At 61.4% G+C, this 15,183-nt stretch carries 12 protein-coding genes; 5 read left to right on the forward strand and 7 right to left on the reverse strand.

Annotated features, from left to right (window positions below; all coding sequences use genetic code 11):
• Nucleotides 1-8: 8 nt before the first annotated feature.
• From ACTQXO_RS02910 to ACTQXO_RS02925, 4 genes are all read right to left on the reverse strand, one after another.
• Entirely contained in the window at nt 9-1,205 is a 1,197-nt protein-coding gene (locus ACTQXO_RS02910; RefSeq protein ID WP_441033161.1) for an ATP-binding protein, read from the reverse strand.
• 263 nt (nt 1,206-1,468) lie between these two features.
• Entirely contained in the window at nt 1,469-2,170 is a 702-nt protein-coding gene (locus ACTQXO_RS02915) for a hypothetical protein (RefSeq protein WP_441033159.1), read from the reverse strand.
• A complete protein-coding gene (folK, locus tag ACTQXO_RS02920; protein WP_441033156.1) occupies nt 2,171-3,928 on the reverse strand; it encodes a 2-amino-4-hydroxy-6-hydroxymethyldihydropteridine diphosphokinase in 1,758 nt (585 codons plus the stop codon). It abuts the gene before it with no gap.
• A 94-nt stretch (nt 3,929-4,022) separates the two neighbouring features.
• Nucleotides 4,023-4,775, reverse strand: coding sequence for an NAD-dependent protein deacylase (locus tag ACTQXO_RS02925; RefSeq protein WP_441033153.1), 753 nt, complete (start codon nt 4,773-4,775; stop codon nt 4,023-4,025).
• A 136-nt stretch (nt 4,776-4,911) separates the two neighbouring features.
• Between ACTQXO_RS02925 and ACTQXO_RS02930 the strand changes: the two genes are divergently transcribed.
• Nucleotides 4,912-5,730 carry an exodeoxyribonuclease III gene (locus ACTQXO_RS02930; protein WP_154516667.1) on the forward strand — a complete coding sequence of 273 codons (819 nt, stop codon included), beginning with the start codon at nt 4,912-4,914 and terminating at the stop codon, nt 5,728-5,730.
• Nucleotides 5,731-6,265: 535 nt separating this feature from the next.
• Here ACTQXO_RS02930 and ACTQXO_RS02935 read toward each other — a convergent pair.
• From ACTQXO_RS02935 to ACTQXO_RS02945, 3 genes are read right to left on the reverse strand one after another with little or no spacing between them, the layout of a single operon-like run.
• A complete protein-coding gene (locus ACTQXO_RS02935) occupies nt 6,266-6,979 on the reverse strand; it encodes a DUF6580 family putative transport protein (RefSeq protein WP_441033151.1) in 714 nt (237 codons plus the stop codon).
• 4 nt (nt 6,980-6,983) lie between these two features.
• Nucleotides 6,984-8,603 carry an ABC transporter ATP-binding protein gene (locus ACTQXO_RS02940; RefSeq protein WP_441033149.1) on the reverse strand — a complete coding sequence of 540 codons (1,620 nt, stop codon included), beginning with the start codon at nt 8,601-8,603 and terminating at the stop codon, nt 6,984-6,986.
• Nucleotides 8,604-8,626: 23 nt separating this feature from the next.
• Entirely contained in the window at nt 8,627-9,505 is an 879-nt protein-coding gene (locus tag ACTQXO_RS02945) for an energy-coupling factor transporter transmembrane component T (RefSeq protein WP_441033173.1), read from the reverse strand.
• A gap of 205 nt (nt 9,506-9,710) precedes the next feature.
• On the opposite strand from ACTQXO_RS02945, the gene glmU reads away from it, so the two are divergent.
• The 4 genes from glmU (at nt 9,711) to pth (ending at nt 14,864) form a co-directional block, all read left to right on the forward strand.
• A complete protein-coding gene (gene glmU, locus ACTQXO_RS02950; RefSeq protein ID WP_441033146.1) occupies nt 9,711-11,123 on the forward strand; it encodes a bifunctional UDP-N-acetylglucosamine diphosphorylase/glucosamine-1-phosphate N-acetyltransferase GlmU in 1,413 nt (470 codons plus the stop codon).
• 193 nt (nt 11,124-11,316) lie between these two features.
• Nucleotides 11,317-12,303, forward strand: coding sequence for a ribose-phosphate diphosphokinase (locus ACTQXO_RS02955; RefSeq protein ID WP_154516678.1), 987 nt, complete (start codon nt 11,317-11,319; stop codon nt 12,301-12,303).
• Between the two features lie 746 nt (nt 12,304-13,049).
• Entirely contained in the window at nt 13,050-13,886 is an 837-nt protein-coding gene (locus ACTQXO_RS02960) for a hypothetical protein (protein WP_441033143.1), read from the forward strand.
• Nucleotides 13,887-14,234: 348 nt separating this feature from the next.
• Complete coding sequence (pth, locus tag ACTQXO_RS02965) at nt 14,235-14,864, forward strand: aminoacyl-tRNA hydrolase (protein ID WP_427717993.1); 630 nt, start codon at nt 14,235-14,237, stop codon at nt 14,862-14,864.
• Nucleotides 14,865-15,183 lie beyond the last annotated feature (319 nt).

The following is a 15,183-nucleotide window of genomic DNA, read 5'->3' on the forward strand; positions in this document are numbered from 1 at the left end:
GAAGCACGCTAAGCCTCGCCGCACAGCCACCTCGCCAGGTCCACGATCTGCACTCCGTCGCGGTCCGTGGCCTCGTGATGCGTGCGGGCGAGAATCATCTTGGGGTACGCGTCGCCAATGCTCAGCAGTGGTGAAATCTCGCGTTCAAATGTCTTATCCGAGCTGATGTCGTCGCTCACCTGAATGTAGAGCTTCTCGCTTCGCTTGATTGCTACAAAGTCAATTTCCTTTTTATAGAGTACGCCGACGTATACCTCATATCCGCGGCGCAGCAGCTCGATGGCCACTATGTTCTCGTACACGCGACCCCAGTCCATATCGCGTGTACCGAGCAGCGCGTATTTGAACGCGTGGTCCGCCAGGTAATACTTCTCGCCGCTCTTAAGGTATTTCTTGCCGCGAATGTCGTATCGGCGAACTTTATAGAAGGCAAACGCATCGCACAGGTACCCCATGTACGCACCGACCGTCTTGTTCGTAATCTTTAGTCCATCCGCATTTAATGCATCGGTAATGTTGCGTGCCGACGTAATGTTGGAAACGTTGTCCATCATGTAATCGGCAATGCGCAGCAGCGCCGATTCGTTTCTCACGTTATGCCGTTGCACGATATCTCTCACAATGAGCGTCTTAAAGACGTTGGAGAGATATTGATAGCGCTGCTCCTGCAGTGGATAAGGGTAAGAGCCAGACATACCGCCGGTTCTCGCATACCCATCGAAGCCACGGTCGACCTCGCCCTCGTCGCCATAGAGACGATACTCCTCAAACGAGAATGGGAAAACCTCGATCTCGAACGTGCGCCCCGTAAAGAGCGTCGACAGATCGCTCGACAGCAAAAAGGCATTCGATCCGGTAATGAAGATGTCATAATGCTCGGATGCGTGAAGGCTGTTGATCGCACGCTCAAAACCGTCGCACATCTGAACCTCATCGATAAGCAGAAAGTTTTGTTTGCCGGGCACCCGATGATCTTTTACATAAGCGAGCAACGCGTGATACTCGAGCAGGTTCTCGAACTCATCGAGGTTGTAGTTGATATGGATGACATTCGAATTAGGCAGATTTGCCTCCACGTAATCGCGGAGGGCCTCGAGCAATTTTGATTTACCGCTGCGGCGGATGCCCGTGATGACCTTGATATCCGGCACGCCAATAAGACTCGTCAACGTGTCCATATATGACGCTCTATTGATGAGTTTCATCGGGGCCTCCTCGCGGTCTTTTATCTCTATTCCTCAAAAACGAAAATTATTCAGTTTTGAGGAATAGGCTCTATAGCGAATATACCTCGCGAAAGGCCGAGCTGCCTTAATCCTATTCCTCAAAAACGAAAAATTTTCAGTTTTGAGGAATAGGGCCGCGATGCCACCCTGTAGTCGCGCAAAGACCCTCCCCGGCAGAGGCAGTTCACTCTGCCGAGGAGGGTCTTGTTGTCATCGTTGTCTTTGAGCGCGGGCATCTCGCGTTACAGCCCGCGAATTCGTACGGCCTCGGGCGGAAACTCTTGCTCGCCGGCGTCGGTCTTGATGGTCGCGCGACCCCAGATGTCCAGACCCGCAAACACGCCGACCGCGAGCGGCAGGCCGTTGGGCGACACCGCCGCGACCTGACGGCCCAGCAGCGGCACCATGTCGAAGTACTCGCCCAACACGGGAGCCAGCGGGCCGGCAGCGCCCTGTGGTGTGTTTGCGACAACCGCCCAGGCATCAACGCGGGCGAGCACCGCCGCGGCCAACGCCTCGACCAGCGCCTCGTCGGCCACATCCACGCCAAGTTCTGCCAGCGCCGCACGCTCGATATCCACCGTCACGGCAGCGAACATGCCCGCGGCGCCGGCGCCGCCGTTCACGGCAATGCGTGCGAGCGACATCTCAAACGCCGGCGCGCCGCACACGATATTGCTCGGCCACTCAATGCCTACCTTGCCGGCAAGGCGCAACCCCGGCGTCGAAGCCGTGCCTACGAGCGCATCCATCATGCCCATCGCGGCCACAAACGGCAGGCCGTGGAAGGCATGCATGTTCACATCTGGGCGCACGACCAGCGAAAACGTTAGTGATGCGTCGCCTGTGCTCCAAGCGCACCAGCCCGCGAGCACGCCCTCGCGGCCCGCATCGCGCGCCGCATCGAGCTCGGTGCCGGCGGCAACAGCGTTCATCTCGATCATCTACATACGCCCCAATTCGCCCACGATATGGCCTACGCGGTCCTCGGGCTCCTTGACCTCGACGCCGTTGTAGCGGAAGAACCGCGCCGGGTCGTGCATCAGGTCCTCGAGCGGCACCAGCACAAAGTCGCGCTCGCCGATGAGCGGATGCGGCAGGCGCAGCTTTTTGCCGCCGTGGGTCTCGCCGTCCATCCACAGCAGGTCCAGGTCGATGGTGCGCGGGCCGTTGGCCTTGGCCTTTTTGGAACGGTCGCGGCCCAGCTCGGCCTCGATCTTCATGAGCTCGTCGAGCAGCACCAGCGGCGCCAGCTCGGTCTTGATCTCGATGACGGCGTTGGCAAACGCGTCCTGGCGCGTCTCGTAGGCCGGCTCGCTCTCGTAGATGCGCGAGCAATTGGACACGCAGGTGAGCGGGATCTCGGCGATCATGTCGCGCGCAGCGCGGATGTTGTCGCAGCGATGCCCCATGTTGGAGCCCACGGCCACAAACGCGCGGCGCGGCTGCGGCTTGGCAACGGCCCAGTAACCGTTCAGGAACTGCGCAAAGCCGGAGACGTCGTGCACGCGCACGATGTTGGCACCGGCCTGGATGGCGCCCAGGCACACGCCAAACGTGGCGGCATCGCGCGCGGCGGCCTCGGTCACACCCGAGACGGCGCCCACAAAGCGCTTGCGCGACACGGCGCACATGAGCGGATAGCCCAGCGACGCCATCTTGGCGGTCTCGCGCTGGATGACGATGTTCTCGTTGGCCGTCTTGCCAAAGCCCGGGCCGGGATCGATGCAGATGCGGTCGCGCGACACGCCGGCATGAATGAGCGTGCGGGCCTGGTCGGACAGGAAGCCCATGACGCGGCGCATGATGGGCGCCGAATCGGGCAGGGTGAAGCGGCGGAGCTGCGAGGTGGGCACGTAGGCCTCCTCTCGGCGAGCACTACGGCGCATCATGGCGGCCAGGTGGTCGCTGGGCTCTGATGTGGCCTCGGTGGGTGCGGGCGTGGCCTCGGGCGCGGGCGCGACGGTCTCGGCGGCAGCAGCCTGCTCGGCAGTCGGCGTCTCCTGCCCCTGCTCGGTTGCAGACTCGGGCGCGGGCTCCGGCTCGCCAAACGGCAGCGAGGGCTGCACCACGCCGCCCGGGAGCTTGCTCTCCACCTTAAGCTCGCCCAGCAACTTGCCGCGACGGCGGCGAGCCGGCTTCTCGGCCTCGCGCGCGGCCTCGGCAGCCGCCTCGCGCGCCTTCTCGGCAACAAACGCCGCTGCCGAGGTATCGAGCTGCACCGTCGCGTGCGTGCGCGCGGGCGCGGCGACCTCGCCGGCGTGCATCACGATGACGCCGCAGGTGCTCGTCTTAACAAACTCGACCATCTTGGGGTCGGTGAAGCCGGTCACGTCGTTGACGATCGAGGCACCGCAGCGCACGGCTGCCTTGGCAACCGCCACATGACGCGTGTCGATCGAGACGATGGCGCCCTCTTTGGCAAGCGCACGCACCACGGGCAGCACGCGACGCGCTTCCTCATCGGGATTGACCGGGGTAAAGCCGGGGCGCCACGTCGACGTGGACTCGCCGCCCACGTCGATGATGTCGGCGCCGGCATCGAGCATCGCCAGGCCGTACTCGATAGCGGCATCCTGGTCAAAGTGCTCACCGCCGTCGCTAAAAGAATCGGGCGTCACGTTGAGGACGCCCATGATGCGCGGACGGTCAAAGCTGAGCTCGTACTTTCCGCACCGCCATGTCTTGCTGTCGTTCGCCATGAACATCCTCCTAAAATGCCCCCGCCGCCGCGGTCGGGCGCTGGCGGCGGGGTCGCTTTGCAATCAGTCTTTCTATTGTATCCGCGCGCGCGGGCTAGAACGCAAACGCGGCCGCGATGTCGCAAGAAATCAGCAGGTCGGCATTTGCATCCTGATCGGTAGACGCCAGATTGCAAATGGCCAGCGTATCACCGGTAAAGTAGCGCGTGAGGCCCGCCGCTGGGTACACCACGAGCGAGGTCCCGCCCACAATGAGGGCATCGGCCGCGGCAATTGCGGCAACGGCGTCGGTCAGCACATGCTCGTCGAGCGGCTCCTCGTAGAGCACCACATCGGGCTTAATGCGCCCGCCGCACGCGGGGCACACGGGCACACCCGCGGCGTCCTCGTGCCCGCGGGCGCAAATCCACTCGGCGCTATAGACCGCGCCGCACGACTGGCAAATGTTGCGATGGACCGATCCGTGCAGCTCGAACACGCGCTGCGAGCCTGCCATCTGATGCAGACCGTCGATATTTTGCGTCACAACGGCATTTAGTTTGCCGGCACGCTCCAGCTCGGCCAGCTTGGTGTGGCAGCGGTTGGGCTTGGCGCCAAGTGAGATCATCTTGGTGCGGTAGAAGTCGAAGAACTCGGCCGGATGCGCCTCGTAAAAGCTATGCGAGAGCATGGTCTCGGGAGGGTAGGCAAACTGTTGGTGATATAGGCCGTCCACGCTGCGGAAATCGGGAATGCCACTCGCCGTGGAAACGCCGGCGCCGCCAAAGAAGACCACACGCTTGTGGGTACCAAACAGCTCCGCCAGTGCGGCGGAGGCCCGCTCGGGATCCGATATCGCCTGCGTCATATGAGTCCTCCGTCCTTGTTGGTCGGGCAGCGTCGGGCGACATCCCAGCATGCGGCCTTTGAGTCAGCACGCGCGGAGCCCACCACCGCCCCTTTTGCGCTAATCTTAAGCCTGCAAACCCCGTCGAAAGGACACCATGCCTCAGACTTACACTTTCGCCTCGTGGAACGTCAACGGTCTGCGCGCCGTGCTCAAAAAGGACCCGAGCTTTATCCAGATCGCACAGGAGCTCAATGTCGATATCCTGGCGCTGCAAGAGACCAAGCTGCAGGAGGGCCAGGCCGATATCGACCTGCCCGGTTATCACCAAACCTGGAGCTACGCCGAACGTAAAGGCTATTCGGGTACTGCGGTCTTTAGCCGCCAGGAACCGCTGCGCGTGCTGCGCGCCGATGCGCTGCTGCCTTACGCCGGCGAGGGCGCGGCAGCCGAGCTCGTGGCGCAGGCCGCGACCGAGGGCCGCGTCTGCGCGCTCGAGTTCGACAAGTTTTGGTTTGTGGACGTCTATACGCCCAACGCCCAAAATGAGCTCGCGCGCATCGATGTGCGCATGGCCTGGGACGATGCCTATCGCGGCTTTTTGGCGGGACTCGAGCGCGAGACCGGCAAGCCCGTGGTGACCTGCGGCGACTTTAACGTCGCGCACGAGGAGATCGACCTTAAGAACCCCAAGTCCAACCGCGGCAACGCAGGCTTTTCGGACGAGGAGCGCGGCAAGTTTACCGAGCTGCTCGACGCCGGGTTTACCGATACCTGGCGCGCGGCAAATCCCGACGTCGAGGGCGTCTACAGCTGGTGGAGCTACCGCTTTAATGCCCGCAAGAACAACGCGGGCTGGCGCATCGATTACTTCCTGGTGAGCGACGCCATCGCCGGCAACGTGCGCGACACCGGCATCCGCGGCGACATCTTTGGCAGCGACCACTGCCCCGTCACCCTCACCCTAGAGCTCTAGCCCCAGCCGACCCCTCGGGGACGAAGCAAAACGGATCATGTTCACCTCGCGAGGGAATCCACGCGGCACACCCGCCACGAAACTGCCCCATCTACTACGTTTAAGCCACTACCCTCAATCACGGCGAACAACGCAAAAAGAAAACCGCAGGTAGAAAGCCTGCGGTTTTTCATAAAACGCGGTCATGGTCGAGGGTATCAAGCTAAACGTAGTAGATGGGCTAGTTTCGTGGCAAGCGCCGTCAACTGATTCCCTGGGGACGTCTGGGGGCGGAAGAAAACGGCTCGATTTGGCTCTCTGAGGGCCACGACGCCCGTCATATCAGTCGGCCATTCCAAAACCATGCCGGTTTACGGGGCTGAATCGCAAATCCCCAACCAAACGCAATTCAAGCAAAATAAAACCGCAGGTAGACGGATCGTCTATTTTCGGAAAAAGCCGGCATGGTCTGCCTGTGCCAATCTAGCCCCGTAAACCGGCATAGTTTTAAAATGGCACTTCGACAGTATTGATTCTCGCCCCGGCGCAACCGCCACTACAGCCCGTATTTCACGACGACACGGTTAATGCGACGACACCAAGGTTTGTAGAGAGCGGCCAAGAACACGCAGGTCGCAAGGCCGTGTGTGATATCGAACGGTACCGCCGTGGCAAGACGCGCCACGGCACCCGCCCACGTGAGCGGTTGCACAAAACCGATGATGTCATAGGCGTTAATCACGGCGCCATAGAGCAGGCCCGACGCAAAGCCGTACGCCATCAGCGCCGGCATGCGCACGGTTCCATCGGCACGGTCGAACGCACCCGCATGCGCCAGCGCGCCGCCAACATAGCCGACCAGACCCCAGGCATACATCTGCCACGGTGTCCACATGCCCTGCCCAAAAAAGAAATTGCTGGTCAGCGCCGCCAGCGCGCCAACCATAAAACCATTGCGGCGACCAAGCGTCGTCCCGGCGATAATGGCGATGGCGCTCACCGGTTTAAAGTCGGGAATGGGGCCAAACAAGATACGCCCCGCCGCGGCCAACGCCGCCAGAACCAGCGAGGGCATAATCTGGCGCAAACCCGGACGAGATGCCTCGTAACCCGCAAAGAACAGCGCGAGCACCAGCGCCACCACGACAAGCATGGCAAGCGCTGCCTGCTCAATGCCCGCCAACAATGCTGCGGCCATTACAGCCGGCACCGCCAGCAGCAGCGGGATTTCCAGTTTTGCGAGTATGCGCAGGACGCGATAATCCGCCATCCCATCACGCCCTATAAAACACATTGTCGGCAAAAAAGTCGGCGGGCGGCTCCATGCAGGCAATCTCGCCGTCGAACATCATGGCAATGTCATCGGCAACCTGCTCGGCAAAATCCAGATCGTGCGTTGCCATGATGACGGTACCGCCAGCCTCCGCATGGTCGCGCAGGGCGCGGGCGATGATGCGACGGCTGGCCAGGTCCAGACCCTTGGTGGGCTCATCGAGCAATAGCAGCTCGGGGCCGATTAACAGCAGCTTTGCCAACGCAAGCAGCTGGCGCTGCCCGCCCGAAAGATCGTACGGATGGCGCCCATCCAAGCCGGACAATCCCAGACTCGTCGCGCGCTCTCGCGCCATAGCCTCGTCATATCCGCAGGTCGAAGCCCATTCCATCAGCTCCTCGCGCACCGTCTCGGCAACCAGCAGCGCTTTGGGATTCTGAGGCAGCAGTGCCGCCGAGGCCGCCCCGCGCTCCATATGCCCACGCTGCAACTTGACCGTCTTGGCCAGCACCGAAAGCATTGTCGACTTACCGCAGCCGTTACCGCCCACAACAGCATGCACCGCGCCTGTCGAAAACGACGCATCGAGCCCGCGCAGCACCCAGCCGGACGCTCGATCGTAGCGAAACCAGCCCCCTGCCAGGGTGGTAGCCGACCCAGCGTGCATTTTTGGGAGTATTCGGCATCCACTTGCGCACGATGGCGCCCCCGAGTCGTCTTGCGACAGGATTTGCGCCTCAAATTCAGCCGATTTGTCCGATTTCGGTCTTTTTTTTGCGCCCGGAGCGCCCACGCGCGGGTCCAAATAGCCCGGCCGGCCACTGGCGCTGCTGAAAACTCCGTTTTTTGCACGCCGCGAGCCACCCCACCCTGGCACCTCGCCAGAAAACAGCTCTTCGCGATGCCCCAAGGAGGCGATGTCAGCGACCTCGCATACGCGCCCGCCCTCAATCCGATACGCGCACGTCGCGTATTCAAGCATCGGGCGCGGCTGGTGCGTTGCCACAACAACCGTGCAGCCCAGCTCGCGATTCACGCGAAACAGCGCATGCAGAAAATTTTTCTCGGCAACGGGATCCAGTTGGGACGTGGGCTCGTCGAGCAGCAGCACGCGAGGGCGCAACGCCAGCACGGCTGCCAGCGACAGCAGCTGCTTGCGTCCGCCCGAAAGCGTATCGGTATCGCGGTGGAGCCAATCCTCCACCCCAAAGAAATAACTGGTCTCGGCCACGCGACGACGCATCTCGTCGCGCGACATGCCTAAGTTTTCCAGGCCAAACGCCATCTCGTGCCACACGGTTTCGCACACAATCTGGTTCTCGGGGTCCTGAAACACATAGCCCACGCGCTCCGCGGACGCGCGAACGTCCATGTCGGCAACGCTTTCGCCCAGCATGCGCAGCTCGCCGGAGCATTCGCCCGCCGGCGAAATCTCGGGCTTGAGCAACGAGAGTAATGTCGACTTGCCCGACCCGGTACCACCGACAAGCAACGCAAACGTCCCTTGGGGAACACGCCAATCGAGCCCCTCGAACACCGGCACTTCGGCCCCGGGGTAGGCAAAGCGCAGGCCCCGCACTTCAATCGCCGGCATATCCGAGCCGCACACCGCGTCCGCCATGATGCTCCCGTCCAACCGAGCCATCAGCCAAACCTCTTCTCGTCAATCGCATGCACCACGCAGGGCAGCGCCATCCAGGTCGCGTATACAACATAGCCAGGCCACGGCGCTGGCACCGAAAGCTGCGGGTAAAACGAATACTGCATCGTCGCGGTCCACGCCACTGCCGCCGTGGCCACGCCAAACAGCGCAAGCCCAACCAGCGCGGCAACGTCGCCGCGCGCCAGCCGATACCGCGCGTACGTCGTGCGACGCGCCGCGGCGCCCCACCCACGGGAGCGCATGGCGTCCGCACGCTCCAGCGAATCTTCCATGCCCCAGCCCATCAACACGCTCGATGCCCGTAGGCGCGAACGCACGGGGTCGGCCTGCGCGCGGCCCGGCACATCAATCGCATCCTGCACCGCCAGCACCGTGCGACCGCGACGCAAAAACTGCGGGATAAGCCGCATACACATCGAGATCATGAGCGCGATCACCGGCGCGGTGTTACCCAAAAGCGCAAGCACCCTGTCGTAGCTAAGCATCGACGCCGCGGCCTCAAACCACAGCACGCTCGCCACAAACAGCCCGCCCATGCACAGGCCGTATACCATGCTCTCCAGATACACCGCACGCATGCCAATACGGAACAGTTCCGTCGAGCCCGAAGCGCTAAATAACGGGTTGAGCACCGCGATAATCAAAATCACCGGCAGCTGCCAGCGAAGCGCCCCCAACGTGCGTGCGACGCCGCGCGTCGCAAACCCATACGCCAGCCCGCCCGCAAGCGACAGCGCAAGCAGCACCGGTTGCATCGAGAACATGGTGAGCCCCAGCGTCAGCACCATGTAGAGCGCCGGCACCGCCGGATGCGACATCGAGAATGCCGCGACGGGTTCGTTGCCCGATTCCTCTCGCATGATATCCACGGACACCCCCATCCCCTCGCTCAAACGCCAACGCCGCAGTGCCGCCGCCATGCACAACCAGCGCAAACGTCACGCCGGCGGCACCGACATCAGCCGCCATGCGCCAATCGTTACGCGCTCATCATATGCCTGCGGTATCATATTGCGCCGTGTATCGTTTCCAAACACACGTCTCTATAACGTAACAGGAGATCACATGGACGCAACCGCAATTATCCTCGCCGCCGGCGAGGGCACCCGCATGAAGTCGAACCACTGCAAGGTTTCGCACAAGATCCTGGGCAAGCCCATGGTCCAGTGGATCGTCGACGCCACCATCAAGGCCGGCTGCAGCCGCGTCGTGGTCGTCATCGGCAGCCACGCTGACGAGATGCGCGCCCTTATCGACGGCGCCTACGCCAACAGCGCCACCAAGGTCGAGTGCGTCGAACAGACCGAGCGCCTGGGCACCGGCCACGCCGTAAAGGTCGCGCTCGAGGCATGCGGCATCATGCAAGGCCCCGTCGTCGTGCTCAACGGCGACCTGCCGCTCATCACCGCCGACACCGTCGCCAAGTTCGCGAAGACCGTCGCCGGCGGCGAGCTCGCCTGCACCGTCATGACCATGACCCCGCCCGATCCCTTTGGCTACGGCCGCATCAAGCTGGGCGCCGACGGTCAGATCGAGCGCATCATCGAGCAGAAGGACTGCACGCCCGAGCAGGCCGCCACGTTGCTCGAGTGCAACGCCGGCTGCTACGCCTTCGACGGCGCACAGCTCGCCGCCCACATCAGCGAGATCGGCAACGACAACGCGCAGTCCGAGTACTACCTGCCCGACATGCTCGAGATTCTCAAGGGCCACGGCCAGGCAGTCTCCATCTTCCACTGCGACGACTACCGCGACGGCCTGGGCGTCAACAGCCGGATCCAGCTCGCGCAACTCACCGCTATCGCGCGCGACCGCATCAACGAGCACTGGATGGCCGAGGGCGTTACCTTCATCGACCCCACGCAGGCCTGGATCGGCCCCGACGCCGCCATCGGCCGCGACACCGTCGTGTGGCCGCAGACGCACCTGATCGGCCACGTCACCGTGGGCGAGGAGTGCCAGCTCGGCCCCAACAGCCGCCTCACCGACACCACCGTCGGCAGCGGCTGCACCATCGATGAGACCATCGCCATCGAGGCTGTCATCGAGAACGGCGTCGACTGCGGCCCGCGCGCCTACCTGCGCCCGGGCACCCACATGCTCGATGGCTCCAAGGCCGGCACACACGTGGAGATCAAGAAGTCCACGATCGGCGAGGGCTCCAAGGTGCCGCACCTGTCCTACATCGGCGACACCACCATGGGTTCCGGCGTCAACGTGGGAGCGGGCTCCATCACCTGCAACTACGACGGCGTGCACAAGCACAAGACCGTCATCGGCAAGGATGCCTTCATCGGTTCCGATACCATGATGGTCGCGCCTGCCCAGATCGGCGACGGCGCACTCGTGGCCGCCGGCTCCGTCATCACCGAGCCGGTCCCGGCTGACGCACTCGGCCTGGGCCGCGCCCGTCAGGTAAATATTGAGGGCTGGGCCGCCGATTATCGCCGCCGTCTGCACGAGGACGACGAGGTATAACGTTTTACCAAGCATCTAAGGAGCTGTTCCCATGGGGATGGCTCCTTTTTCTATGCTGACCTGCGCGACCGGATGAGTGGTCGGTTCGTGTCCGTTGACGGTAAAGACGTTATCAAGACCCGATAAACCCCGCCGCGCGGTTACAATGCAACAAGGCATCTATATGGCATTCGATATATAAAGGAGAAGGGTAATGCCGATTAATGATCCCGAGAAGTCGGAGAATATGCGCAAGTCCATCCGCGTGTATTCCGGTTCCTCCAACCGTCCCCTCGCTCAGAAGATCGCTGAGTACCTTGGGGTCGAGCTTTCGGGCCTTACGCTAAAGCAGTTCGCCAATGGTGAGATTTACGCCCGCTACGACGAGACCGTCCGCGGCGCCGACGTCTTCCTGATTCAGTCCGTGGCCGGCGGCAACGTCAACGACATGCTCATGGAGCTGCTCATCGCCACCGACGCTGCCAAGCGCGCATCCGCCCGCTCCATCACCGCCGTCATCACCCACTACGGCTATGCCCGCCAGGACCGCAAGGCCGGCCCGCGCGAGCCCATCACCGCCCGCCTCGTCGCCAACCTGCTCGAGCGCGCTGGCGTCAACCGCATCATCACCCTCGACCTGCATCAGGGCCAGATTCAGGGTTTCTTCGATATCCCGGTTAACCACCTGTCTGCACTGCCGCTGTTTGGCCAGTACTACAACGACATGCACTTCGACACCGACAACCTGGTTGTCGTCTCCCCCGACGTGGGTCGCGCCAAAGCCGCCAAGAAGCTCTCCGACATGCTCGGCTGCAGCCTCGCCATCGCCCACAAGGGCCGTCCGCGCCACAACGCCGCCGAGGTCATGGGCATCATCGGTGACATCAAGGGCAAGACCTGCATCATCAATGACGACATGATCGACACCGCTGGCACCCTGTGCGCCAACGTCAAGGAGCTCAAGGCTATGGGTGCCGGCGACATCTACGTGTGCGCCACCCACGGCATCTTCTCCGGCCCGGCCATCGAGCGCCTGAACGACGCCCCCATCGTCGAGTGCCTCGTCACCGATGCCATCCCCGTCGAGGTTGGCGGCAAGATCAAGACCATCTCGGTCGCCGAGGAGTTCGCCGAGGCCATCTCTGCCGTTTACCACGAGGAGCCCGTCTCCACGCTCGTCGGCGGCGACTTCGCGCTGTAATCCAGCGCGCATCGCATCATCTTTGGTGTTTTTGAAGGGTCGGAAGCTCACTTCCGACCTTTTTTCTGCCCCTCGACAACCCGCCTTGGACAGTTAGTTCAGATTTGTATTAATTTGGGCATTCGTTTGGGCCATTTAATGTATCGAAAGCTCTCTTGCCGGCATAATTCTACTCGATTCCTCCACCTATGGATCTCTTCACCATGCCATTGGCCCCATTTTGCCCACCGAGTCCTTCAACAACGGCAATACACCCCGGTCACCTTGTACAAATCTGAACTAACTGTCCAGCACCCATCTCAGTAGATGCCTCCAAGGCCAACCCATCACTCCATTCTCCACTTTTCCAAGGCATTCCGTATGATGTCGTTACCGCCCGCGGCGCGCGACGCCCCTTTGAGCGAAAAGAACGGTACGGCCATATCATTTCGCCAACGGCTTAGTACCTTATAGCTATGACAACCGTAATTTCACACCTCTCCGCCCTCCGCGCAATTCGCCGCGCTCGACGGGCGTACTCCGCCCTTCCCTGGGACGCCATCGATGACGAGCAACAGACACAAGCCCTCGTAGGTTGCGTTCCCAACAAGGACGCCATAGACTTTGCGGCCCTTGCAATACTTGACGCCTGGAGCGAAGACGACTCCGAGCGTCTAGACCTCTTTGTTGCGAGCGGCAGCAACAGACGACCCGACGGACGGCTCCTCCAGCACACCATCACCGCCCCTCTCCCCCAGGGCGCGATCATGCACATCGAAGCCGACATCTACGCAACGTCTCCCGCCATGACGGCCATGCTTTGTTCCAAAAATGAATCGGTTGCCAAAACCTTGATGCTTCTCATGGAACTGCTCGGGACCTACTCACTTCCGCCCGAAGCAACTTACCCCATCGCCTACGACGACACGTGGCCCGAGGCCAACAGCTTCGAAACGATGGACGATCTCGATTGCCAAGGCGATCAACCGACACCCGAAAAGCAATCCGAAACCCGCTACGAACAGGCACACTACAAATGCGAGCCCGCCACAACCATCGAAGAGCTCGAGGCAGTCGCACGGTTTGCCAAAAGTAGTTCCTACGCCTCGTTTCGCACAGCTATCAAACTCGCCCGGGCCGGATCCGCATCCCCAGCGGAATCATTGATGTTCGCCGTCCTGGGCGCACCCATGCGCTTTGGCGGATTCGGGTGTTGCAGCCTGCCCATGGGAGGCCTGCTGCTCAACTATCGAGTCGATTTCGACACCCTTGCGGTCAACATGTCCTCGGGCATCCCCTACGCCATCTGCGACTTATATTGCCCAGCCGCCGGAGTCGACAACGAATACAACGGAATTGGACATGAGCTTCAAAACGCTCGCATCCACGATGGCAATCGCAACAATGGCCTTAAGGCCATGGGTATCCACGTCCTGGTTATCAACCGTGACCAAATGAAGGACCTTGTTGCACTCGAAGCCTTCGCCCAGACGATGCATCGACTTGCGGGAGTTCGATTCCGCTACCGCATCAAGGGTTATCGCAAGCGTCAGGCCGCCTGGCTCAACACCCTGCGGGCCGGAATCGGCCTCGCGCCGGTCTAAAAGACTTTTACCCAGTGCTACCGAGCATGGCTGGACAGTTAGTTCAGATTTGTATAAACAGACGGCTCATTTCGAGGTGGTTTGCCGCCATCCCGGCGCCAATCACCTCATTTGAAGACTCAAAAGATCTGAAATAGCGCAAATTGTGCTCCCCAAAGCGCCATGACAGTTCCGTGGCCCCGATTTTGGCAGTTAAAGATCTCTTGGTTTATACAAATCTGAACTAACTGTCCATCCCGGCTTCTGACGACTGTCCAAACGCCCTCATGCGGCCTCAATCACCCTCCATTTGACAGCAGCAACGGGGTCGCTCACCATAGCAGGCGACAAATCGATGAAAGGAAGCACATGGCAGCTGCACAGCCGCTTAAGATTCGCATGGTTGCCGGACTTGGCAACCCTGGCGATGAGTATGCCGAGACCCGCCACAACGCAGGCTTTAAGGCGATCGACGAGCTGGCGCGTCAGGCCGGCGTCACGTACTGGAAAAACCAGGCCGGCGCCGAGGTCGCGCTCATCAACATCAACGATCCAGAGGAAGAGGGCGGCAAGCGCCAGATTGTGCTGGTCAAGCCGCAGTCGTACATGAACACCTCGGGCGGCCCCATCTCCAAGCTTTGCCGCGAGTACAAAATCAAGGCCGAGGAGTTGCTCGTAATCCACGATGAGCTCGACATTCCCGCCGGCGACGTGCGCGTCAAGGTGGGCGGCGGCCACGCCGGCCACAACGGTCTGCGTTCCATCATCGACAAGATGGGCAGCCGCGACTTTAGCCGCATCCGCACCGGCATCGGCAACCCTCCCGGCAAGATGGCTGTCGCCGACTACGTGCTCAAGCAGCTGCGCGCCCGCGAGGCCGAGGACTTTCAGGACACCTGCGCCCGCGCCGCCGACGCCGCCGGCCTGGCGATTGTGCACGGCGTAATCTATGCCCGCGACCACGTCAACGGCTCCGCCTCTGCCAACGGCAAGCACTAAAACCTACCAAAAAGGGATGTTTATTTTGGCAGGTTTTATATGCGAAAACGCCGCAGCGGCCGCATCGCAATAAACCCTGTGCCGCCATACATACCCAACACCCCAAAAGGGGCCGGCCTCACCGATGTGCAAGGCCGGCCCCTTTTGTCGTTTTATCTGATAAAACCCGCCAAAATAAACCTGTCTCTTTGTGCTAGATCACTTTTCCCACCTGCCAAAGAACCACGCAAGCAACATGTCCATGAGGGTATAATTTACACCGTATGTCTGCACAACGCCTGTGCACGTACGGTTTTATTCGGGCTGCCGTCCATTTCCG

Source organism: Collinsella sp. LCP19S3_D5 (assembly GCF_052121415.1).
GTDB lineage: Bacteria > Actinomycetota > Coriobacteriia > Coriobacteriales > Coriobacteriaceae > Collinsella.

Excerpts from the sequence above, each read along its gene's own strand:
- ACTQXO_RS02910 (WP_441033161.1), bottom strand. The coding sequence starts at position 1,205 with ATGAAACTCATCAATAGAGCGTCATATATGGACACGTTGACGAGTCTT.
- ACTQXO_RS02915 (WP_441033159.1), bottom strand. The coding sequence starts at position 2,170 with ATGATCGAGATGAACGCTGTTGCCGCCGGCACCGAGCTCGATGCGGCG.
- folK (WP_441033156.1), bottom strand. The coding sequence starts at position 3,928 with ATGGCGAACGACAGCAAGACATGGCGGTGCGGAAAGTACGAGCTCAGC.
- ACTQXO_RS02925 (WP_441033153.1), bottom strand. The coding sequence starts at position 4,775 with ATGACGCAGGCGATATCGGATCCCGAGCGGGCCTCCGCCGCACTGGCG.
- ACTQXO_RS02930 (WP_154516667.1), top strand. The coding sequence starts at position 4,912 with ATGCCTCAGACTTACACTTTCGCCTCGTGGAACGTCAACGGTCTGCGC.
- ACTQXO_RS02935 (WP_441033151.1), bottom strand. The coding sequence starts at position 6,979 with ATGGCGGATTATCGCGTCCTGCGCATACTCGCAAAACTGGAAATCCCG.
- ACTQXO_RS02940 (WP_441033149.1), bottom strand. The coding sequence starts at position 8,603 with ATGGCGGACGCGGTGTGCGGCTCGGATATGCCGGCGATTGAAGTGCGG.
- ACTQXO_RS02945 (WP_441033173.1), bottom strand. The coding sequence starts at position 9,505 with ATGCGAGAGGAATCGGGCAACGAACCCGTCGCGGCATTCTCGATGTCG.
- glmU (WP_441033146.1), top strand. The coding sequence starts at position 9,711 with ATGGACGCAACCGCAATTATCCTCGCCGCCGGCGAGGGCACCCGCATG.
- ACTQXO_RS02955 (WP_154516678.1), top strand. The coding sequence starts at position 11,317 with ATGCCGATTAATGATCCCGAGAAGTCGGAGAATATGCGCAAGTCCATC.
- ACTQXO_RS02960 (WP_441033143.1), top strand. The coding sequence starts at position 13,050 with ATGCACATCGAAGCCGACATCTACGCAACGTCTCCCGCCATGACGGCC.
- pth (WP_427717993.1), top strand. The coding sequence starts at position 14,235 with ATGGCAGCTGCACAGCCGCTTAAGATTCGCATGGTTGCCGGACTTGGC.